The organism is Streptomyces sp. CB02980, assembly GCF_014451325.2.
Classification (GTDB): Bacteria; Actinomycetota; Actinomycetes; order Streptomycetales; family Streptomycetaceae; genus Streptomyces.
Window position 1 is genome coordinate 63,455 of record NZ_JACSCH020000027.1, and the last position, 20,805, is coordinate 84,259.

A 20,805-nucleotide genomic window follows, 5' to 3' on the forward strand; every position below is an offset into this window, starting at 1 on the left:
CCCGCCGCCGATCAGTACGACTTGGGCAGCCCGAGCGTCTGGTGCGACACGTAGTTGAGGATCATCTCCCGGCTGACCGGGGCGATCCGGGCCACCCGTGCCGCCGTGACCAGCCTGGCCAGGCCGAACTCCTTGGTCAGCCCGTTGCCGCCGAGGGTGTGGACCGCCTGGTCGACGGCCTTCACACAGGCCTCCGCCGCCGCGTACTTCGCCATGTTGGCGGCCTCGCCCGCACCCATGTCGTCACCCGCGTCGTAGAGGTGCGCGGCCTTCGCCATCATCAGCCGGGCCAGTTCCAGCTCGATGTGCGCCTGGGCGAGCGGGTGCGCGACGGCCTGGTGGGCGCCGATCGGGGCCTTCCAGACCTGGCGCTCCTTCGCGTACTTCACGGCCTGCGCGAGCGCGTACCGGCCCATGCCGATCGCGAACGCGGCCGTCATGATCCGCTCCGGGTTGAGGCCCGCGAAGAGCTGGAGCAGACCCGCGTCCTCGTCGCCGACGAGCGCGTCGGCCGGCAGGTGCACCCCGTCGAGCGTCAGCTCGAACTGCTTCTCGTTGGCGTCGAGTTCCATCTCGATGTGCCGCCGCTGGAAGCCGGGGGCGTCGCGCGGGACGATGAAGAGGCAGGGCTTGAGGCTGCCCGTGCGGGCATCCGACGTCCGGCCCACGATCAGCGTCGCGTCGGCGATGTCGACACCCGACACGAACACCTTCCGCCCGTTGAGGACCCAGCCCTCCTCCGTACGGGTCGCGGTCGTCGTGATCCGGTGCGAGTTCGAGCCCGCGTCGGGCTCCGTGATGCCGAACGCCATCGTCCGCGAGCCGTCCGCCAGGCCCGGCAGCCAGGCCCGCTTCTGCTCCTCCGTGCCGAAGCGGGCGATGACCGTGCCGCAGATCGCGGGCGAGACCACCATCATCAGGAGCGGCGCGCCGGCCGCTCCGGCCTCCTCGAGGACGATGGACAGCTCGGCCATGCCGCCGCCCCCGCCGCCGTACTCCTCGGGCAGGTTGACCCCCAGATAGCCGAGCTTGCCGGCCTCCGCCCACAGGGTGGCCCGGTCGAAGCCGGGGCCGTGCCGGTGGCCGAGCGCGGAGACGGCGGCGCGGAGCGCGGTGAGCTCTTCGCTTTCGATCATGGTGCTCATACGGTCTGGTCCTCCTGTGCTGCTTCGGTCGCGGCGTCGTCCGAGACGACGGCGAGCAGGGCACCTACCTCGACCTGACGGCCGGGGGCGGCGTGGAGCGCGGTGAGCGTGCCGGAGGCGGGGGCGATGACGCGGTGCTCCATCTTCATGGCCTCCAGCCAGAGGAGCGGCTGCCCGGCGGTGACGCGGTCGCCGACGGCGAGGCCGTCCGCGACCCGGACGACGGTGCCGGGCATGGGCGCGAGCAGGGAGCCGGGGGCCGTCTGCTCACGCGGGTCGGTGAAGCGGGGGCGGACGGCGAGCCGGTGCGGTCCGGCGTGCACGATGCCGTCCCCGTACGCCGCGACGCCGAAGTCCCGTACGACACCGCCGACTTCGAGCCGCACGCGGTCGGATTCCGCCGAGACCGCCCGGACGCCCTCGGGAGCCGTTACCTCGAACCCGCCGTCCCGCGTCGGCCGGTAGCGGACCTCGTGATCGCCGTACGTCCGCGTCTCGTCCTGGGAACGGAGGTTGCGCCAACCGCCGCCGAAGCGGCCCCTGCCGGCGGCGGCCTCGGCGAGGGCGGCGGCGACGGCCGCGTACGCCTCGCCGGTCCGGGTCTCCGTCAGCGCGTCGAGGTTCCGGTCGTAGAAACCGGTGTCAAGGAGTCCGGGGTCCCCGAACTCGGGGTGCCGGAGGGAGGCGACCAGGAGGTCCCGGTTGGTGACCGGGCCGTGGATCCGGGCCCGGTCCAGGGCATGGGCCAGCTTGCGGATCGCCTCCGCGCGGGTGGGGGCGTGGACGATCACCTTGGCGAGCATCGGGTCGTAGTGGACTCCGATCGTGTCCCCGGAGACGTACCCGGTGTCGAGGCGGGTCCGCCCCGCCCCGGGCACCTCGAAGGCGTGCAGGACGCCCGTCTGCGGGGCCCACGCGCGCGCCGGGTCCTCCGCGTACAGGCGCGCCTCGATCGCGTGCCCGCGCGGGGCCGGGGGCTCCGACGGCAGGGCGCGACCCTCGGCGACGGCGAGCTGGAGGGCGACGAGATCGACCCCGAACACCTCCTCCGTCACCGGGTGTTCGACCTGGAGGCGGGTGTTCATCTCCAGGAAGTGCGCCCTGGGGGTCCCCCCTGCTCGAGCGAAGCCGAGAGCCTGGGGGACGTCCGCCACCAGGAACTCGACCGTGCCCGCGCCGACGTAGCCGACGGCCTTCGCCGCCCGGACGGCCGTGTCCAGGAGGGACGCTTCGAGCGCGGCGGGCAGACCGGGCGCCGGCGCCTCCTCGACGACCTTCTGGTGGCGCCGCTGGAGGGAGCAGTCACGGGTGCCGAGCGCCCAGACGGTGCCGTGGGTGTCGCAGAGGAGCTGGACCTCGACGTGCCGCCCGTTCTCGACGTAGGGCTCGACGAACACCTCGCCGTCGCCGAAGGCACCGAGCGCCTCGGCCGAGGCGGCGGCCGACTCCCCTGCGAGGTCGTCGAGTTCCCGTACGATCCGCATGCCGCGGCCGCCGCCGCCCGCCGCCGCCTTCACCAGGACGGGCAGGTCGGCCTCGGTCACGTCCGTCAGCGGCGCGATGCCGAGGAGCTCCTTGGCGCGGGTCTTGGACGCCATCGCCTCGATCGCCTCGGGCGGCGGACCGATCCACACCAGGCCGGCGTCGATCACCTGCCGGGCGAAGTCGGCGTTCTCGGAGAGGAAGCCGTAGCCGGGGTGGACGGCGTCCGCGCCCGCGGCGAGCGCCGCCTTCACCACCAGGTCGCCGCGCAGATACGTCTCCGAGGGCGCCGCCCCCGGCAGCCGTACCGCCGTGTCCGCCTCTCGTACGTGCAAGGCGTCGGCGTCCGCGTCGGAGTACACGGCGACCGTCGACATGCCCAGCTCACGGCAGGTGCGGAAGACCCGGCAGGCGATCTCGCCCCGGTTCGCGACGAGGACGGAGGTGATCATCGAGGGCTCGGTCATGTGGAGGGGCCTCACATTCGGAAGACGCCGAAGCCGCCGCGCGCGCCCTCGACCGGTGCCGTGTGGATCGCGGAGAGGCACAGCCCGAGGACCGTGCGGGTGTCGCGGGGGTCGATGACCCCGTCGTCGTAGAGCCGGCCGGAGAGGAACATCGGCAGGGACTCGGACTCGATCTGCGCCTCGACGAGCGCCCGGAGACCGGCGTCGGCCTCCTCGTCGTACGGCTGCCCCTTCGCGACGGCGCTCGCCCGCGCCACGATGGAGAGGACACCGGCGAGCTGCTGCGGGCCCATGACGGCGGACTTGGCGCTGGGCCAGGCGAAGAGGAAGCGCGGGTCGTACGCCCGGCCGCACATGCCGTAGTGCCCGGCGCCGTAACTCGCCCCCATGAGGACGGACAGGTGGGGCACGCGGGAGTTCGACACGGCGTTGATCATCATCGCGCCGTGCTTGATGATGCCGCCCTGCTCGTACTCCTTGCCGACCATGTAGCCGGTGGTGTTGTGGAGGAAGACGAGAGGGACGTCGCGCTGGTTGGCGAGCTGGATGAACTGCGCGGCCTTCTGCGACTCCGGGCCGAACAGGACGCCCTGCGCGTTGGCGAGGACACCGACCGGATAGCCGTGCAGGCTCGCCCAACCGGTGACGAGCGACGGCCCGTACAGCGGCTTGAACTCGTCGAAATCGGAGCCGTCGACGATCCGGGCGATCACCTCGCGCGGGTCGAAGGGCGTCTTGAGGTCCCCGGGCACGATCCCGAGGAGTTCGTCCTCGTCGTACGCCGGGGGTTCCGCGAGGCCCGGGTCGGGCTGGGCCTTGCGGTGGTTCAGCCGGGCCACGATGCGGCGGGCCTGGCGGAGCGCGTCGGCCTCGTCGACGGCGTAGTGGTCGGCGAGCCCGGACGTCCGCGCGTGCATCTCGGCGCCGCCGAGGGACTCGTCGTCGCTCTCCTCCCCCGTCGCCATCTTCACCAGCGGCGGGCCGCCGAGGAACACCTTCGACCGCTCCTTGATCATCACGGCGTGGTCGGACATGCCGGGGACGTACGCGCCACCGGCCGTCGAGTTGCCGAAGACGACCGCGATCGTGGGGATGCCGGCGGCGGACAGCCGGGTGAGGTCGCGGAAGAGCGCCCCGCCGGGGATGAAGATCTCCTTCTGGGAGGGGAGATCGGCGCCGCCGGACTCGACGAGCGAGATCACGGGCAGCCGGTTGGCGAACGCGATCTCGTTGGCCCGGAGGGCCTTCTTCAGCGTCCAGGGGTTGGAGGCGCCGCCGCGCACGGTCGGGTCGTTGGCGGTGATCAGGCACTCGACGCCCTCGACGATCCCGATGCCGGTGATCAGGGAGGCGCCGACCGCGTAGTCACTGCCCCAGGCCGCGAGCGGCGACAGCTCCAGGAAGGGGGTGTCCGGGTCGACGAGCAGCTCGATCCGCTCGCGGGCGAGCATCTTGCCGCGCTCGCGATGCCGCGCGATGTACTTCTCGCCGCCGCCCGCGAGCGCCTTGGCGTGCTCGGCCTCCAGGGCGGTGAGCTTGTCGAGCATGGCGGCGCGGTGGGCCCGGTAGTCGGATCCGCCGGTGTCGAGGGCGGAGGCGAGGACGGTCACAGGAGTCCCTCCGGGATGTCTGTTGCGCGGGAGCGGAGCCACTCGCCGAGGGCCTTGGCCTGGGGGTCGAAACGGGCCTGGGAGGCGACGCCCTCGCCGAGGATCCCGGCGAAGGTGAAGTTGAGCGCGCGGAGTCGCGGGAGAACGTGCCGGGTGACGTCCAGGTCGGCGGTCTCCGGAAGGAGTTCGCGCACCCGCTCGACCGTGAGGGCGTGTGCGAGCCACCGCCACTCCTCCTCCGTGCGCACCCAGACGCCGACATTGGCGTCGCCGCCCTTGTCGCCGCTGCGGGCGCCGACGATCCGGCCGAGGGGCACGCGCCGGGTGGGCCCCGGCGGGAGCGGCTCGGGAAGGGCCGGCTCGGGGACGGGCGCCGGCTCCCGGGTCCGCCGCGGTACGGGGACGGGGACGCGGGTCCCGTCCGCGAGCACGGCCGCGTGGGGAACGTCGGCGGCCGGTACGTACGCGCTCTCGAAGACCCCGTAGGGGGCGCCCTTCCCGGGCGGCGCGGTGACATGGAAGCCGGGGTAGCTGGCGAGGGCGAGTTCGATGGCGGCGCCGGTGAGGGCACGGCCGACGGCCTCGGGGGCGGGATCCCGGACGACGAGCCGCAGGAGGGCGCTGGCCGTCTCCTCGGTGTCGGCGTCGGACCGGTCGGTACGAACGAGCTCCCAACGGACCTCGCGGGGGCGACTGCCGGCGAGGGCGTCCTCGACCTGCCCCCGCACCAGTGCGGCCTTCTCCTCGATGTCGAGGCCGGTCAGGACGAACACGACCTCGTTGCGGAAGCCGCCGAGCCTACTGAGCCCGACCTTGAGCGTCGGGGGCGGCGCCTCGCCCCGCACCCCGTCGATCCGGACCCGGTCGGGGCCCTCCTGAGTGAGCCGGACGCTGTCGAGGCGGGCGGTGACGTCGGGCCCGGGGTAGCGGGCGCCGGCCGTCTCGTACAGGAGCTGCGCCGTGACCGTACCGACGTCGACGAGGCCGCCGGTGCCGGGGTGCTTGGTGATGACGGCGCTGCCGTCCTCGTGGAGCTCGGCGAGCGGGAAGCCGGGGCGGCGGAAGAGCGCCGGGTCGTGCTCGCGGAAGAAGGCGTAGTTCCCGCCGGTGGCCTGGGTGCCGCATTCGAGGACGTGCCCGGCGACGACCGCGCCCGCGAGCCTGTCGTACTCCTCGGGCCCCCAGCCGAAGTGCCACTGCGCGGGCCCGGTGACGAGGGCGGCGTCGGTGACCCGGCCGGTGACGACGACATCGGCACCGGCGGCGAGGCAGGCGGCGATCCCGGCGCCGCCGAGATAGGCGTTGGCGGCCAGTGCGCCGCCGACGGCCGGGAGCCGGTCGCCCTCCACGTGCGCGACACGCGTGGGCAGCCCGAGCTTGGCGGCGAGGACGCGCAGGGCCTCGGCGAGACCGGCGGGGTTGAGGCCGCCGGCGTTGGTGACGATCCGGATCCCGCGGTCGTGGGCGAGGCCGAGGCCCTCCTCCATCTGGCGCAGGAAGGTCTTGGCGTACCCGGAGGCCGGGTCCTTGAGCTGGTCGCGGCCGAGGATGAGCATGGTGAGCTCGGCGAGGTAGTCACCGGTGAGGACGTCGATCGCGCCCTCGGGTCCGCCGCCGGTGAGCATCTCGCGGACGGCGTCGAACCGGTCGCCGTAGAAACCGGAGGCGTTGCCGATACGGAGCACCATCACCGGGCCCCTTCGGCGGGCCGGCCGGGACCCGCCGGTCCGGCGAAGGCCTGGGCGATGGTGAGCCACTGCGCGGCGTCCGGTCCGACGGCGACCAGGGAGGTGTCGTCCCGGTGCACGCGCTGGGTGACGAGCAGACAGAACTCCAGGGCCTGCCCGGTCACGGTCTGAGCGGCCTCCTCGGGCCCGTAGACCCACAACTCCCCGCTCGGAGCTACGAGTTCCACCCGGACGGGCTCGGCGGGAACGGGCAGGCCCCGCACCAGATAGGCGTAGCCCCGGGCCCGGTGCCCGATCCAGGCGACGTGCCGGATGCGGTCGGTCGGCGCCCGGACCACCCCGAGGGCGTCGGCGACGTCCTGCCCGTGCGCCCAGGTCTCCATGAGCCGGGCGGTGGCCATGGCGGTGGCGCTCATGGGCGGCCCGTACCAGGGAAACCGCACACCGGCCGGAACCGCCCGAAGGGCCTCCTGGAGCAGCTCGCGCCCCTCGCGCCAATGGGCGAGCAACTCACCGGGCGGCAGCTTCGCCCCCTCCTCGGCACCCTCGTCGACGAAGCGCTCGGGGGCGGCGAGGGCCTTGGCGGCCTCGGCGGCGAAGCCGTCGGGGTCGGTGACGGCGAGGAGCGCGGCCCGGTCGGTCCAGGCGAGGTGCGCGACCTGATGGGCGACGGTCCAGCCGGGCGCGGGGGTGGGGGCGGCCCACCGCTCCTCGCTCGACTCGCCGACAAGGACGTCGAGTGCTTCGCTCTCCTCGCGCAGATCATCGAGGACGACGGCGGGATCGGACACGGTGCGCTCCCCTCGGGACACGGCGGCGTGCCCCGGAGCATGACAGCGAACCCTAAAACAATCAAGCATGCTTGCTTTGATTGGCGCAGACACCCACCGCCCACGGCAGGACCCGGCCGGCCGGCCCCGCAAGGACCGCCGGGCCGACCCGCCGCTACCCGGCCACCCGCCGGGGCCGCGCCACGAGCTCGCCCCCGCAGTTGGGGCAGACGTCACTCATCGCGTCGGCGCACGGCACACAGAAGCTGCACTCGTACGAACAGATCCGCGCGGGCCCGTCCACCACCAGCACCGCCACCTCACACCGCTCGCACCGCTCACGCATCTCCAGGGCCATGACGCCCTCCCCTCCTCGCACCTCGGACAACAGCTCCATCGTCCGAGGCGCCCCGGCACCCCCGAAACAGCCCGATGGCCAAGGGCCGACAGGATCGGGCCACGACAAACAGCCCTACCGTCGGCGCCGTCGGACTCTCAGTGGCGGACCAGGCAGAACGGATGGCCCGCCGGGTCCGCGTACACGCGCCAGCTACGGTTGCCCTCGCCCGCGTCCAGGAGCGTCGCGCCCCGGGCGAGGACCTGCTCTCCGGCCTCATCCAAGTCCCGTACGGCGAAGTCGAGATGGGACTGCTGGGGGCGTTCGGGGGTCGGCCATGTCGGGGGCCGGTAGTCCGTGACGCCCTGGAAGCAGAGGACGAGGCCGCCGGGGGCGTGCAGCGTGGACCACGCCTCCCCGAGCGACCACCGGCCGTCCGGCCGGTCGACCTCGCCGCCCAGAACCGAGCGGTAGAACTCGGCGAGTTCGGCGGGGACCGGGCAGTCGATGACGAGGCACTGCAGTTCAGCGATCATGCGCGGATCCTAGAACCCCGGCACACCGCGGAAGCTCGCGGCACCGACCCGTGAGGGGCGGCCCGACCTGGGGGAAACGGCCCTGGGGGGACGGCTGGGGGAACGGCCCTCGACCTCGCTTTTGTCCAATACGGGGGGTCGCCCCCGGGAGGAAGGTGAGAGCTGCCGCCGCCCCCGCCGGAGCGGCGCTCGCTGTATGGAAGGGATCTCCTCATGAAGAAGACGACTGCCGGGCTGGCCCTCGCCGGTGCCGTCGCGACCTCGCTGATGACGCTCGCCCCGACCGCTTCGGCGGCCGACGGCTGCCAGCGAGACTGGCTCACCACCGGCAAGAACAGCACCTGGACCACCGTCAACAAGTCCGGCAGCGGTTGCCACGACGTGCAGGTCGTCGAGGCCGCGGCGCCCGGCGGCGACAGCGGCGACTCGTACCGCGCCCTGTACCGCAACGCCTCCGGTGCCTGGACCTGGGCCTCCCGGCCGTACCAGTGGATATACAACGGCAGCTACCCCGTGAGCCGGTACGTCCTGATCTCCGACCTGACCACCGGCCGTGAGTTCGGCGTGGCGGCGTACAACAACATCGGCGGTGCCGTGCAGGTCGCTCACTGACCCCCTGCCCCACCCCGTCGTCGGCCCGGCCGCCCCGCGAGGCGGCCGGGCAGGCGCGACTCACCACGCACCATGGAGGTACGGGCACGATGCCCCGCCGCACCCCGTTCTCGCGCCCTGCCGCCAGGCCGGCGACGCTCCTCGTCGCGGCCGGCGTCCTGGCCGGCCTCACCGCGTGCTCGGCCCCGCCCGAGCAGGCCGCAGCGCCGGCCCCGCCGCCGCACCCCGCCGCCACTGTCGCCGTCACGTCCGCGATGCCCGCGGACATCGCCGACATGGTGGTCCCCACGACGGGCGAGCAGACCCGCCTCTCGCAGGGCCTCGACGCCTTCGGGCGGCTGGCCGCGGACAAGGCCCTCCGCACGTGCCTGGCCGAACACCGGACACCCGCCCCACCGCACGAACCACCGGCCTTCGTCCGCTTCTCCGACATCCCCGACCTGCCGTTCATCGACCGCAACGGCTTCAACGGCGTGATCGTCCCGGGAGCCGCCGACGCCACGGGCGACCGCCCCGCCGAGGGCGCGGGACGCGGCATCCAGGACCGCTGCATGAAGACCGGCACCTCCGTGGAGCAGAGCCTGCGCACCCTGTACGTCGACGTGCAGGGCAGCTGGTTCCGGGAGGAGTCGTCGCTGCGCGCGCACCCCCGGGTCCTCGCCGCGCTCAGGAGCTTCGGCCCGTGCATGGCCGACCGCCAGATCGAGGCACCGGACGAGAACGCCTTCTTCGCCCTCGTCGACCAGCGCATGCAAGCCGGCGACACCACCGGGGAACGCACCCTGGCCCGCGCGTACTCCGCCTGCATGAAGCCGGCCGAAGACGTCCGCTCCGAGCTGCGGAAGGCGCTCGGGACACGCTTCCGCGCCGACCACCGCCAGGAGATCGACGCGCTGAACACCGCGCTGCCGGCCAAGATCCGCGAGTTCGAGCGCCGCTACGGCGTCCGGATCTCCTTCCCGGTGCTCTGACCGAACGCCCCGGCCGGCCGGAACCGAGGGCGGGGAACCGTCGACCGGAGGCCGGACACCGGCCCTAGCCCGCTACCCCGCCCCTACGCCTGCCCCGGCCCTGTCCCGCTCCCGCGCGGCCGCCCGTACCTGCGTCCGTACCGCTCCCATGCTCGCCGCGATGACGAGGGCGATCGCGAGCGCGTCGGTCAGGGACAGGGCCTGGCTGAGGATGAGGAAGCCGGCCGTCGCCGCGATGGCCGGTTCCAGGCTCATCAGGATGGCGAAGGTGGGGGCGGGCAGACGCCGCAGGGCGAGGAGTTCGAGGGTGTACGGCAGGACGGACGACATCAGCGCGACCGCGAGGCCGAGGCCGATCGTCGAGGGCACGAGGAGCTTGTCGCCCGCCTCCGCGATGCCCAGCGGCAGACTGAGGACGGCGCCGAAGGCCATCGCGAGCGCGAGCCCGTCCGCCTGCGGGAAGCGGCGGCCCGTGCGCGCGCTGAAGACGATGTACGTGGCCCACATCGCGCCCGCCGCGAGCGCGAAGGCCGCACCCAGCGGGTCGAGACGGTCGAAGCCGCCGCCGCTGAGCAGGACGACGCCGCCGAGGGCGAGTCCCGCCCAGAGCAGGTTCATCAGCCGTCGGGAGGCGACCACCGAGAGGATCAGCGGGCCGAGGACCTCCAGGGTCACCGCGGCGCCCAGCGGGATCCGGTCGGCCGCCTGGTAGAAGAGGATGTTCATGCCCGCCATCGCCGCGCCGAAGGCGACGATCGTGCCCCAGTCCGCCCGGCCGTAGCCGCGGACCTTCGGACGGCAGACGATCAGCAGGACGGCGGCGGCGAGCACGAGCCGCAGGGTGACGACGCCGAGGGCGCCGGCCCGGGGCATGAGGAGGACGGCGAGAGCCGAGCCGAACTGCACGGAGAGCCCGCCCGTGACGACGAGCGCGACGGGCCCGAAGCGGTGACCCGCGAGCCCCTGGGGCCCGCGGCCGCCCTGGGCTCCGCCGGCGGGGGCAGCCGGCGACTCGGGGCCGACCGCGGTCCCCACCGGGCCCGCCTCCTTGACCGGACTGATGTCCACCGACTACTCCTCAAGTGTTCATTGCATTGAACTACCAGTCCAGAATAATGCACCATCGGCGCACTGTCACCGGAGTTCCCCTCTCACGCTACGAGCCCCCGCGCGGCGCCGGAAATGCCGATTGCGCTGCGGTTATGCTCCGGACGCATGAGCATCGAGCTACGCCACCTCCGCTGCTTCCTCGCCATCGCCGAGGAATCCAGCCTCACCAGGGCGGCAGCCCGGCTCCACCTCACCCAACCCGCCGTGTCCCGCACGCTCGCCGCCCTCGAACAGCACCTCGGGGCCCGGCTCGTGGACCGCTCCACCCACCACCTCGCCCTCACGGCCGAGGGCCGCGCCTTCCAGGACCGGGCCGCGGCGGCCCTCGCGGCGTTCGAGGCGGCCGTCGACCCGGCGAGACTGCGCCACCGGCCGCTCCGCCTCGGACACGCGTGGTCGGCCTTCGGCCCGTACACCACGCCCCTGCTCCGCCGCTGGCAGCGCGCACACCCCGAGACCCCGCTCGAACTCCTCCGCATCGACGACCGCACGGCCGGCCTGACCCGGGGAGAGGTGGACGCGGCGCTGCTGCGGGGACCGGTCGACGCGCCGGGCCTGGTCACGGAGGAGCTCACGACGGAGGAACGCGTCGCGGCCGTACCGGCCGACAGCCCGCTGGCGGAACGGTCGCGACTCACCCTGGACGACCTGGCGGGCGGAACCGTCGTGCTGAACACGGTCTCCGGCACGACGACGCTCACGCTCTGGCCGGCGGCAGCGCGCCCGGCGGCGACGGTCACGGTGGCGAACACCGACGACTGGCTGACGGCGATCGCGGCGGGCAGGGGCGTCGGCGTCTCGTCCGCGTCGACGGCGTCACTGCACCCGCACCCGGGCGTCACGTACCGCCCCCTGCCGGATGCCCCACCGCTACCGGTGGTACTGGCCTGGCGGGACGCGTTCCCGCACCCGGCGACGGGGGCGCTGGTGGCGATGGCGCGGGAGATCGTCAGCGGGGGGTGAGGCCCCGCATTCGGGACGGGTCAGAACGGGCCCATGTAGTCGGACGAGGTCAGAGCCGCCCCTGCGCGGCGGCGGCGACGAAGACGGCGAAGGCGGCGGGGGTGGCACGGAAGTGGGGCCCGGCGGGGTTCTTGGAATCGCGGACGGCGATGTGGGGGGCTAGGTCGGCTACTTCGATGCACTCGCCGCCGGTGGGTCCGCTGTAGGAGGACTTGAGCCAGGTGGCGGGGCCTAGGGGGGCGCACTCGATGCAGTCACCGCCGGTGTTGCCGCTGAACGAGGACTTACGCCACTCCACGCTGGTCATGCCCGATCCGGTCCCCATAGTGCTCCTCCATGACGCGCATGATCAGTTCCGCCGAATCCTCCACGGACAGGGCGGACGCCTGCAAGTGAGCGTAACGAAGGGCGGCTTCTCTCAGCGTGTCCAAGTCTGCCGTCATGTGCCCGGAGATGAGGTCCTCGGTGTAGACAACGTCCGGATCGTCGTCGAACCGCAGCGCATTGAAGGAGCCGATCAGACTCGCGTGCTCCCCTGCCGCGAACGGCAGTACCTGGATCCGCACCCAGCGTTCTTCACGGAAGCTGAGCAGGTGGGCCAGTTGCGCACGCATGATCTGGGGCGAGCCGATGGGACGACGCAGGGCGGCCTCGTCGAGAATCACCCACACCATCGGCGGACGGTCGCGGGTCAGGATCCGCTGACGCTCCAGTCGCGCCGCCACCAGCTCTTCGAGCTTGTCCGGCAACCCCGTCGCCAGCACCGCCCGGGCGTACTTCTCCGTCTGGAGCAGGCCGTAGACCATCTGTGACTGGTACGTCGAGATGTACGCCGCCTTCGCCTCCATCTCGGCGTACGGCTGGAACCAGGTCGGCAGCTGGCTCCGCAGCACCAGGCCGACCAGACGCGTGAACACCCCGCCCGTCATCAGGGCCGCGTCGATCCGCTCAGAGAAGTCCCGCGTCGGGACCTTCTTCGCGTTCTCGATCTGGCCGATCAGGGACCCCGTACAGAAGACGATGCCGCCGAGCTGGCTCTGCCCGAGTCCGGCGGCCTCCCGCAGGCGGCGGAGTTCGGATCCGTAGTAGTCCAGGGGCGAGGCGGACGGATCAAGGCTGCGGATGTTGACCACGAGGAGGTCACCCCCAATGTCGGCTCATCGCCGACAGTAACGGGGCACCTCGCCTCGGAGGCCCGAATCAGGCAACCGGCCTTCTTTCGAAGGAACTTGGATCTGCGGGCGCATGAACGCAAGCCGGGCGCCAACGGCGCGACCGACAAGTGGGCTTCTGGTGGGACCGCCCTCTTTCCGAGAGTCGCTCCTTCCGGCGGCGCGTCAAGGGCGCTCCCTGCGGTCGCGTCGCTGCGCGATGGCCTTCGGCCACCCTTGACCCACCACCTCCAGAAGCGAAAGACCTCTCGGAGGGCGGTCCAGGGGGCGGGGTCACCGCCGGGCCCCGGGCAGTAGTGCTCGCCGCGTGCGTCTGCCGCCCGGTGGGTGGGGGCTTGGTTTGCGGCCGAGCGGGGTGGGCGCAGTTCCGGTGGGTTCGGGGTGCGCGGTTGTTGGATGGGGCGGTCAGGCTCCGGCTCAGCGACGGAAGGCGGGTCGGGGTGGGGCTTCAGGCCCCGCTGGTCACTCCCGGTGGGTGGCAGGCGTGGACAACCGCGCACTACTCCGAGTAACAAGTCCCGGAATAAGCCCCATTGGGGGCGAATCACCCTTATCGGGCGATGAAACTGCAAGAAACTCACGCCGACAGCCCCCACCACCCACCAACACAGACCAGCGGGGCCTGAAGCCCAGCCAACCGGCTACCGCAACCCGCTCAGCCGAAGTCCGGCCGCCCCATCCAACGACCGCGCACCCCCAACCCACCGGGACTGCGCCCACCGGCCCACACAACAAACCAAGCCCCCACCCACCCAGGCACACAGCCACACCAACCGCGACCGATGCCCGGCCTCGCACCCGACCACCGGCCGACGGACGCAAGCCGACCCCAGCCACCCCCCAGGCATCCGCGCAGGCCCCGGCCCTCGGCCGCCCTCCGAGTGTGAAAAGGCGGCCTCCGCCGCCGGGTCAAGGGTGGCCGAAGGCCATCGCGCAGCGACGCGACCGCAGGGAGCGCCCTTGACGCGGTGGCGGAGGCCGCCACACTCGGAAAGAGGGCGGCCGCACCCGAGCCCCGCAAAGCCGGCTCACCCCAGGACCTCAAGAGCCCGTCTCCGCCTCGTCCACCCCCTCGTCCACCCCCTCCGCCAGCACCTCCGCCAGATGCCGGCCCCGCACCCCCGCCAGGTCCCCCATCTGCGTCCTGCACGAGAAGCCGTCCGCCAGGACCGCGGCTTCCGGGGCCGCGTCCCTCAGCGCCGGCAGCAGCTGGTCCTCCGCGCACTTCACCGAGACCTCGTAATGGCCCGGCTCGAAGCCGAAGTTGCCCGCGAGTCCGCAGCACCCGCCCGCCAGGTCCCCCGTCAGGCCCGCGCGTTCGCGCAGGCGGCGGTCCGCCGCGTCGCCCAGCACCGCGTGCTGGTGGCAGTGCGTCTGGCCCGTCACCGGGCGGTCCAGGCGCGGCGGCTCCCAGTCCGGCGCCAGCGTCTCCAGAGCCTCCGCGAACGTCCGTACCGACGCCGCCAGGCGAGCCGCCCTCGGGTCGTCCGGCAGCAGTTCCGGCAGGTCGGTGCGGAGGGTCGCCGCGCAGGAGGGTTCCAGCACCACGACGAGCCCCGTGGGGCCGACGGGCCGCTCCCCACCCCCCTCCATCACGTCCAACGTCCTCCGCATCACCCTCCGCGCCGCCCCCAGCTGCCCCGTCGACACATACGTCAGCCCGCAGCACACCCTCCCCTGCGGCAGCGCGACCCCCAGCCCCGCCGCCTCCAGGACCCGGACCGCCGCCCTGCCCACCTCCGGCGCCAAGTGGTCCGTGAACGTGTCCGGCCACAGCGTCACCTCCGGCGGGCGGGACGAGGCGCGTTCGGCGAACCACGCCGTGAACGTCCCCTCCGCCACCCTCGGCATCGTCCGCTCCGGCGTCACCCCCGCGAGGCGCGCCGCGAACGGCAGTCTCATGCCCGCGTTCAGGCCCCGCCCGAACAGGTCCAGCCAGTGCGGCAGCCTGCCCATCGTCCAGTGCGAGCGCGGCCTGCGCAGGAACCCGAGCGGTCCCGCGTAGTGGCGGTCCAGGAACTCCGCCTTGTACGCGGCCATGTCGACGCCCACCGGGCAGTCGCTGCGGCACCCCTTGCACGACAGACACAGGTCCAGCGCCTCCCGGACCTCCTCGGAGCGCCAACCGTCGGTGATCACCTCGCCGAGCGCCATCTCGTGGAGCAGCCGCGCCCGCCCCCGCGTCGAGTGCTTCTCCTCCCCCGTCGCCCGGTAGGACGGACACATCACTCCCGGCCCCGAACTCGGCCCTTCCACCCGGCACTTGGCCACCCCCACGCACCGGGCCGCCTCCCTCCCCACCCCCACCAGCGGCAGTCCGGCGAACCTCAGCCCCTCGTCGAGCGGGCGCGGGCGGACCAGCATCCCCGGGTTGAGGCCGCCGTCCGGGTCCCACACGTCCTTGACCGCGCCGAACAGGGCGACGAGCTCCTCCCCGTACATCCTCGGCAGCAGCTCGGCCCGCGCCTGCCCGTCGCCGTGCTCCCCGGAGAGCGAGCCGCCGTGGGCGACCACCAGGTCGGCCACCGCCTCCGAGAACCGGCGGAAGTCCCGTACCCCCTTCTCCGTCCACAGGTCGAAGTCGATCCGGACGTGGACACAGCCGTCACCGAAGTGCCCGTACGGCACTCCCCGGAGGCCGAAGTCCGCAAGCAGTGCCCGGAATTCGCGCAGGTACGCGCCGAGCCTCGCCGGCGGCACCGCGCAGTCCTCCCATCCCGGCCATGCCTCCCCGCCTCCCCCGGACTCCGTCCGGGAAGTGCCCCCGGGGATCCGTGTCGCCGTGCCCGCCGCGTCCTCCCTGATCCGCCACAGCGCCCGCTGTCCGGCCGGGTCCCGCACCACGGCGGAGTCGATCGCGTCGGCCGCCCGCACGAGCCGCCGCGCCTCCCCCTCCCCGTCCATCTCGCAGAACAGCCACGCCCCACCCCGAGGGAGCCCGGCGGCGCCCCGTACGAGATCCGCCGCCATCCCCTCCACGGTCAGCGGCCCGAACGGCAGGAGCCCCGCCGCCGCCTCCGCCGCCGCGCTCTCGTCCGCGTACCCGAGCACCACCAGCACCGGCTCGGTCGGCAGCGGGACGAGCGCCACCGTCGCCTCCGTCACCACGCCCAGCGTCCCCTCGCTGCCGCAGAACGAGCGGGCCACGTCCACGCCCCGCTCCGGGAGCAGCGCGTCCAGCGCGTACCCGGAGATCCGGCGCGGCAGACCGGCCGGGTAGCCGGTCCGCAGGACGGCGAGATGACGGTCGACGAGGTCGAGGAGTCCGGCGGGGGCGCCCTGCCCACCCCGCCCCAGCGTCAACGCCGCGCCTCCGTACGTCATCACGTCCAGCGAGCGCACGTTGTCCGCCGTGGTCCCCCAGGCGACCGAGTGCGCCCCGCACGCGTTGTTGCCGATCATGCCGCCGAGGGTGCAGCGGCTGTGCGTGGACGGATCGGGGCCGAAGGTCAGACCGTACGGGCGTGCCGCCTCCCGCAGCCGGTCGAGGACGAGCCCCGGCCGGACCACGGCCGTCCGCGCCTCCGGGTCCAGGGAGACGATCCCGCCCATGTGCCGTGTGAGGTCGAGCACGACGCCCGTGCCGGTCGCCTGGCCGCCGATCGAGGTCCCGGCGCCCCGCGCGACGACCGGCGTGGTGCCGTGCGCCCGGCACACCTCCAGGACGGCCGCCAGGTCGTCGGCGTCGCGCGGCGCGACCGTACCCGCCGGAATCCGGCGGTAGTTGGAGGCGTCCATGGTCGCCAGTGCCCTGGCGGTGACGGAGAAGTCGACCTCTCCCGCGACCGCGGCGCGCAGGTCGGAGGCCAGCCCGGACGCGTGTTCCTCGTGTGTTCCCACAAGCCCAGGATGTCTCAGAGCTCGTCTCATCGGGCGGACATCCGGCGACCGGCCCCTTCCCGACCCGATACTCTCCGCCTCGTGGCTGATATCCAGATTCCCGCTGACATCAAGCCCGCCGACGGCCGTTTCGGCGCGGGCCCCTCCAAGGTGCGTACGGAGGCGCTGGACGCCCTGGCCGCCACCGGCACCTCTCTCCTCGGCACGTCCCACCGCCAGGCTCCGGTCAAGAACCTGGTCGGCGAGGTACGTACCGGCATCCGTGACCTCTTCTCGCTCCCCGAGGGCTACGAGGTGATCCTGGGCAACGGCGGCTCCACCGCCTTCTGGGACGTCGCGACCCACGGTCTGATCGAGCGCAAGTCGCAGCACCTCACCTTCGGCGAGTTCTCCTCCAAGTTCGCGAAGGCCGCCAAGCTGGCCCCGTGGCTGGCCGAGCCGACCGTGATCTCCTCCGACCCGGGCACCCACCCGGAGCCGGTGGCGGAGGCGGGCGTGGACGTCTACGCGTACACGCACAACGAGACCTCCACCGGTGTCGCCGCCCCGATCAAGCGTGTCGCCGGTGCCGACCCGGGCGCGCTCGTCCTCGTGGACGCGACCTCCGGCGCGGGCGGTCTCCCGGTCGACATCACCGAGACGGACGTCTACTACTTCGCCCCGCAGAAGTCCTTCGCCGCCGAGGGCGGCCTGTGGCTGGCGGCCTTCTCCCCGGCCGCCCTGGAGCGGGCGCAGGCGATCCACGACTCCGGCCGGCACATCCCGGAGTTCTTCTCGCTGACGACGGCGATCGACAACTCGCTGAAGAACCAGACGTACAACACCCCGGCGCTCTCGACCCTCTTCCTGCTCAACGAGCAGCTGAAGTGGATCAACGGCCAGGGCGGTCTGGACTGGGCCGTGGCCCGGACGAAGGAGTCCTCGGAGGCGCTGTACGGCTGGGCCGAGGAGTCCAAGTACGCGACGCCGTTCGTCGCGGACGCGGCGAAGCGCTCGCAGGTCATCGGCACGATCGACTTCGCGGACGACATCGACGCGGCGGCGGTCGCGAAGGCGCTGCGCGCCAACGGCATCGTCGACACGGAGCCGTACCGCAAGCTGGGCCGCAACCAGCTGCGGGTCGCGATGTTCCCGGCGATCGACCCGGCGGACGTGCGCGCCCTGACGGCCTGCATCGACTACGTCATCGAGAAGCTCTGACGTTCACCGTGTGACCTCTGTACGTGCGAGGCGTACGGACGAAGGGCCCGGCACCGGAGACATCCGGCGCCGGGCCCTTCGGCATGTCCGGCGTTCAGCCCCGCCGCAGCAGTCGCTTGATGCCGAAGACGACGACGAACGCGCCCGCGAGGACCAGGAAGCCGACCGTGACGTTCCCCTTCTCGCCGTCGGCCGCCGGGGACTGCGGCGCCTGCGGTGCGCCCGGGGCGTCCGGGCTGCCGCCCGGCTTCTCCGGGGAGCGTCCGGCGTCCTGCCGCTCCAGCCGCACCACCCGGCTCTTCTGCCCCTCGGAGCCGAGCATGAACGCCGAGCCGTCCGTCGTGTACGTCACCGACTCCGCCTGGCCCTGGAACGGGGCTCCGATCGACGTGCCCTCGTCGCCGAGCCGGCCGTCCTTCCACGCGTACTCGCGCGCCATGAGATAGCCGCGCAGGACCAGCCGGTCACCGTCCGGCGAGAAGGCGCCGTCGGTGACCCACGGGACCTCGCCGATGCGCCGGAAGACGTTCGTCCCGGACGACGAGAGCCGCTCGGGGCCCGCGTACAGGCCGCCGCCGTCCTCGTTCTTGCTCGCGATGTACACCCGGCCGGTCTTCGGGTGGACCATCAGCGCCTCGGCGTTGCGCGCGCCGTCGGCGTACTTCACGACGTACTGCTTCGCCGCCACCTTCTGGTCCTTGAGGACCTTCGGCTCGGGGAAGCGGTAGACCCAGACGTGGTCCCAGGAGCCGTCGAGGTTGTCGCCGATGTCGCCGACGTAGATGTCGCCGTCCGGGCCGACCGCGATCGCCTCCATGTCACGGGGGGTGCCGACGCCCTGCATGGTCAGGGTCGCGACCGTCTTGCCCGTGCGGGAGTCGACGCCGTAGATCAGGGGGGCGTCCTGGTCGTTGTGCGTCCAGTAGATCCCGGGGTGGGCCCGGCTCGCGGCGAGGCCGCTGGACTCGGTGACACGGGAGTCCTCGATGGTGAAGTCCCGGTCCGGCTCCTGGCCTTCGGCACGGGCATGACCAGCCGGGAGCAGCACCAGGGCCGCCGCCGCGCCGAGGGCGCACAGAGCAGATCGCATGTCCCCCAGCCTGCCACGACGCGGCCGCCGACACCGGACGGGAAGATCGTCCGCCGCATCCGCCGTCGCCCGGAGGCCCCCGCCCGCCCCGGGGCGAAACCCGCTTGACCGGTATCCCGGCCGCTGTCAGGGTCGCGCTCATGCCCACCCCGCAGACCTTCTCCGCGCCCGACGGCACGACACTCGCCTTCCATGTGTCCGGCACCGGCGCCCCGCTCCTCTGTCTCCCCGGCGGTCCGCTCCAGGACTCCGCCTATCTCGGCGACCTCGGAGGACTGACCGCGCACCGGCAGCTGATCCGGCTCGACCTCCGGGGGACGGGTGCGTCGGCCGTGCCGGACGACGCCTCCTCGTACCGCTGCGACCGGCTCGTCGAGGACGTGGAGGCGCTGCGCGCGCACCTCGGGCTCGACACCGTCGACGTCCTCGGGCACTCGGCGGGCGCGAACCTCGCCGCCCTGTACGTGACCCGGTACGCCGAGCGGGTCGGCCGGCTCGTGCTCGTCACCCCGGGCACGGCGGCCGTCGGGCTCGACACGGCGCCGGAGGAGCGGCTCGCGGCGGCGCGGCTGCGGCGGGACGAGCCGTGGTTCGGTCCGGCGTACGCGGCCCTTGAGGAGGTCACGGCGGGGCGCGGGACGGGCGAGAGCTTCCAGGCGGTGACGCCGTTCTTCCACGGGACCTGGGACGAGGCCGCGCGGGAGCGGCACGCAGCCGGGGAGGGGCAGCGGAACCGTGAGGGCGCGGGTGTCTTCGCGAGCGAGGGGGCCTTCGACCCGGAGGCGACGCGTGCGGTGTTCGCGGAGTTCGCGCGGCCGGTGCTCGTGGTGGCCGGCGAGGGGGACGTGAACACCCCGGTCCCGACGGCGGCCGCGTACGCGGAGCTGTTCCCGAAGGCGGACTTCGTCGTCCTGGACGGGGCGGGGCACTTCCCGTGGCACGACGACGCGGAGCGGTTCACGGGGGCGGTCGGCGACTTCCTGCGGTAGGCGTTCCTGCGGTAGGCGTTCCTGCGGTAGGCGTTCCGGTTCCTGCCGTAGCCGGCTTCCTGCGGTGGGCGGCTCACCCCGGGGGCCCGTGTCCCGGATCACGTCGCAGGTCCGGGACGCCGTCCGCGATGATATGACCATGCGTTTTCTGTTCGTCGGCGACAGCATGACCATCGGACGCGCCGGCGACTGGACCTGGCGGTACCGCATGTGGCGGCATCTGGAGTCCACGCTGCCCGGCGGGTACGAGATCGTCGGCCCCCGCACCGCGCTGTACGACCCCGCCGCCGACGCCCCGGCCTCCGAGACGTATGCCGACCCGGCCTTCCCCGCCCCCGCCCGGCGCCATCTGGCCGGCTGGGGCGAGGGCTGGCTGCACATGGCGCCCGTGATCGGCGACACGGTCGCGGCGACCGAAGCCGACGTGCTGCTGATCTCGCTCGGCCTGATCGACCTCGGCTTCTACACCAACAGCGAGCAGACCGAGGAGAACGTCCGGGCGTTCGTCGCCGCGGCACGCGCCGCCAACCCGCACGTCCGGGCCGTCCTCCTGCCGGTCATCCCCAACGTGCGCGCCGGGTACGACGCACCCTTCGCCGTCGAGTGCGCCCGCTTCAACGAGCTGCTCGCGAAGGCGGTCGCCGACCTGGACACAGCGGCCTCGCCCCTCCTCCTGGCGTCGGTGTCGGAGTCGTACGACCTCGACGCGGACACCTACGACGGCACCCACCCGGGCCCCTCGGGCGAGCACAAGCTGGCGGCCGCCTTCGCGGACGCGATGCACCAGGCGTGGGGCCTGGGCGGCCCGTACGCCGGGTAGCGG

Annotated in this window: 18 protein-coding genes; 6 read left to right on the forward strand and 12 right to left on the reverse strand. The window is 73.0% G+C overall.

What is annotated here, in order from left to right:
- Positions 1-11: 11 nt before the first annotated feature.
- The 7 genes from E0F75_RS36990 to E0F75_RS37020 all read right to left on the reverse strand — a co-directional run bounded on the left by E0F75_RS36990 (position 12) and on the right by E0F75_RS37020 (position 8,035).
- Positions 12-1,145 (reverse strand): acyl-CoA dehydrogenase family protein, encoded by a 1,134-nt coding sequence (locus E0F75_RS36990; RefSeq protein ID WP_229315357.1) that lies wholly within the window; start codon positions 1,143-1,145, stop codon positions 12-14.
- Positions 1,142-3,079: a biotin carboxylase N-terminal domain-containing protein gene (locus E0F75_RS36995; RefSeq protein ID WP_229315392.1), complete on the reverse strand. Its 1,938-nt coding sequence runs from the start codon at positions 3,077-3,079 to the stop codon at positions 1,142-1,144. The genes E0F75_RS36990 and E0F75_RS36995 overlap by 4 nt, the downstream gene beginning before the upstream one ends.
- Positions 3,080-3,105: 26 nt before the next feature.
- On the reverse strand, positions 3,106-4,704 hold the full coding sequence (locus E0F75_RS37000; protein WP_229315358.1) for a carboxyl transferase domain-containing protein: 1,599 nt from the start codon (positions 4,702-4,704) through the stop codon (positions 3,106-3,108).
- Positions 4,701-6,392, reverse strand: coding sequence for an acyclic terpene utilization AtuA family protein (locus tag E0F75_RS37005; protein WP_229315359.1), 1,692 nt, complete (start codon positions 6,390-6,392; stop codon positions 4,701-4,703). The genes E0F75_RS37000 and E0F75_RS37005 overlap by 4 nt, the downstream gene beginning before the upstream one ends.
- Positions 6,392-7,183, reverse strand: a complete 792-nt coding sequence (locus E0F75_RS37010) for a TIGR03084 family metal-binding protein (RefSeq protein WP_229315360.1) — start codon at positions 7,181-7,183, stop codon at positions 6,392-6,394. Before E0F75_RS37010 ends, E0F75_RS37005 begins: the two co-directional genes overlap by 1 nt.
- A gap of 154 nt (positions 7,184-7,337) precedes the next feature.
- Complete coding sequence (locus E0F75_RS37015) at positions 7,338-7,520, reverse strand: DUF1272 domain-containing protein (protein ID WP_229315361.1); 183 nt, start codon at positions 7,518-7,520, stop codon at positions 7,338-7,340.
- Between the two features lie 137 nt (positions 7,521-7,657).
- Complete coding sequence (locus tag E0F75_RS37020; protein ID WP_229315362.1) at positions 7,658-8,035, reverse strand: VOC family protein; 378 nt, start codon at positions 8,033-8,035, stop codon at positions 7,658-7,660.
- Positions 8,036-8,248: 213 nt separating this feature from the next.
- Between E0F75_RS37020 and E0F75_RS37025 the strand changes: the two genes are divergently transcribed.
- The gene (locus E0F75_RS37025; protein WP_229315363.1) at positions 8,249-8,647 is read left to right on the forward strand and encodes a hypothetical protein; all 399 of its coding nucleotides are present in this window, start codon (positions 8,249-8,251) and stop codon (positions 8,645-8,647) included.
- A gap of 89 nt (positions 8,648-8,736) precedes the next feature.
- On the forward strand, positions 8,737-9,618 hold the full coding sequence (locus tag E0F75_RS37030) for a hypothetical protein (protein WP_229315364.1): 882 nt from the start codon (positions 8,737-8,739) through the stop codon (positions 9,616-9,618).
- Between the two features lie 72 nt (positions 9,619-9,690).
- Here E0F75_RS37030 and E0F75_RS37035 read toward each other — a convergent pair whose 3' ends face one another.
- On the reverse strand, positions 9,691-10,653 hold the full coding sequence (locus E0F75_RS37035) for a DMT family transporter (RefSeq protein ID WP_374115504.1): 963 nt from the start codon (positions 10,651-10,653) through the stop codon (positions 9,691-9,693).
- Between the two features lie 180 nt (positions 10,654-10,833).
- Here E0F75_RS37035 and E0F75_RS37040 point away from each other — a divergent pair, with 180 nt between their 5' ends.
- On the forward strand, positions 10,834-11,691 hold the full coding sequence (locus E0F75_RS37040; protein WP_229315366.1) for a LysR family transcriptional regulator: 858 nt from the start codon (positions 10,834-10,836) through the stop codon (positions 11,689-11,691).
- Positions 11,692-11,740: 49 nt separating this feature from the next.
- On the opposite strand, the gene E0F75_RS37045 is transcribed toward E0F75_RS37040, so the two are convergent.
- The 3 genes from E0F75_RS37045 to E0F75_RS37055 form a co-directional block, all read right to left on the reverse strand.
- Complete coding sequence (locus E0F75_RS37045; protein ID WP_229315367.1) at positions 11,741-11,998, reverse strand: DUF397 domain-containing protein; 258 nt, start codon at positions 11,996-11,998, stop codon at positions 11,741-11,743.
- Positions 11,976-12,824, reverse strand: coding sequence for a helix-turn-helix transcriptional regulator (locus E0F75_RS37050; RefSeq protein WP_229315368.1), 849 nt, complete (start codon positions 12,822-12,824; stop codon positions 11,976-11,978). Before E0F75_RS37050 ends, E0F75_RS37045 begins: the two co-directional genes overlap by 23 nt.
- Before the next feature lie 1,080 nt (positions 12,825-13,904).
- Positions 13,905-16,733 (reverse strand): FAD-binding and (Fe-S)-binding domain-containing protein, encoded by a 2,829-nt coding sequence (locus tag E0F75_RS37055; RefSeq protein ID WP_229315369.1) that lies wholly within the window; start codon positions 16,731-16,733, stop codon positions 13,905-13,907.
- A gap of 51 nt (positions 16,734-16,784) precedes the next feature.
- Here E0F75_RS37055 and serC point away from each other — a divergent pair, with 51 nt between their 5' ends.
- A complete protein-coding gene (gene serC / locus E0F75_RS37060) occupies positions 16,785-17,903 on the forward strand; it encodes a phosphoserine transaminase (RefSeq protein ID WP_229315370.1) in 1,119 nt (372 codons plus the stop codon).
- 94 nt (positions 17,904-17,997) lie between these two features.
- Here serC and E0F75_RS37065 read toward each other — a convergent pair whose 3' ends face one another.
- Positions 17,998-18,993, reverse strand: a complete 996-nt coding sequence (locus E0F75_RS37065) for a WD40 repeat domain-containing protein (protein ID WP_229315371.1) — start codon at positions 18,991-18,993, stop codon at positions 17,998-18,000.
- 140 nt (positions 18,994-19,133) lie between these two features.
- Here E0F75_RS37065 and E0F75_RS37070 point away from each other — a divergent pair, with 140 nt between their 5' ends.
- Together E0F75_RS37070 and E0F75_RS37075 are read left to right on the forward strand one after the other, a co-directional pair.
- Positions 19,134-19,982, forward strand: coding sequence for an alpha/beta fold hydrolase (locus tag E0F75_RS37070; RefSeq protein ID WP_229315372.1), 849 nt, complete (start codon positions 19,134-19,136; stop codon positions 19,980-19,982).
- A gap of 139 nt (positions 19,983-20,121) precedes the next feature.
- Entirely contained in the window at positions 20,122-20,802 is a 681-nt protein-coding gene (locus tag E0F75_RS37075) for a GDSL-type esterase/lipase family protein (RefSeq protein WP_229315373.1), read from the forward strand.
- Positions 20,803-20,805 lie beyond the last annotated feature (3 nt).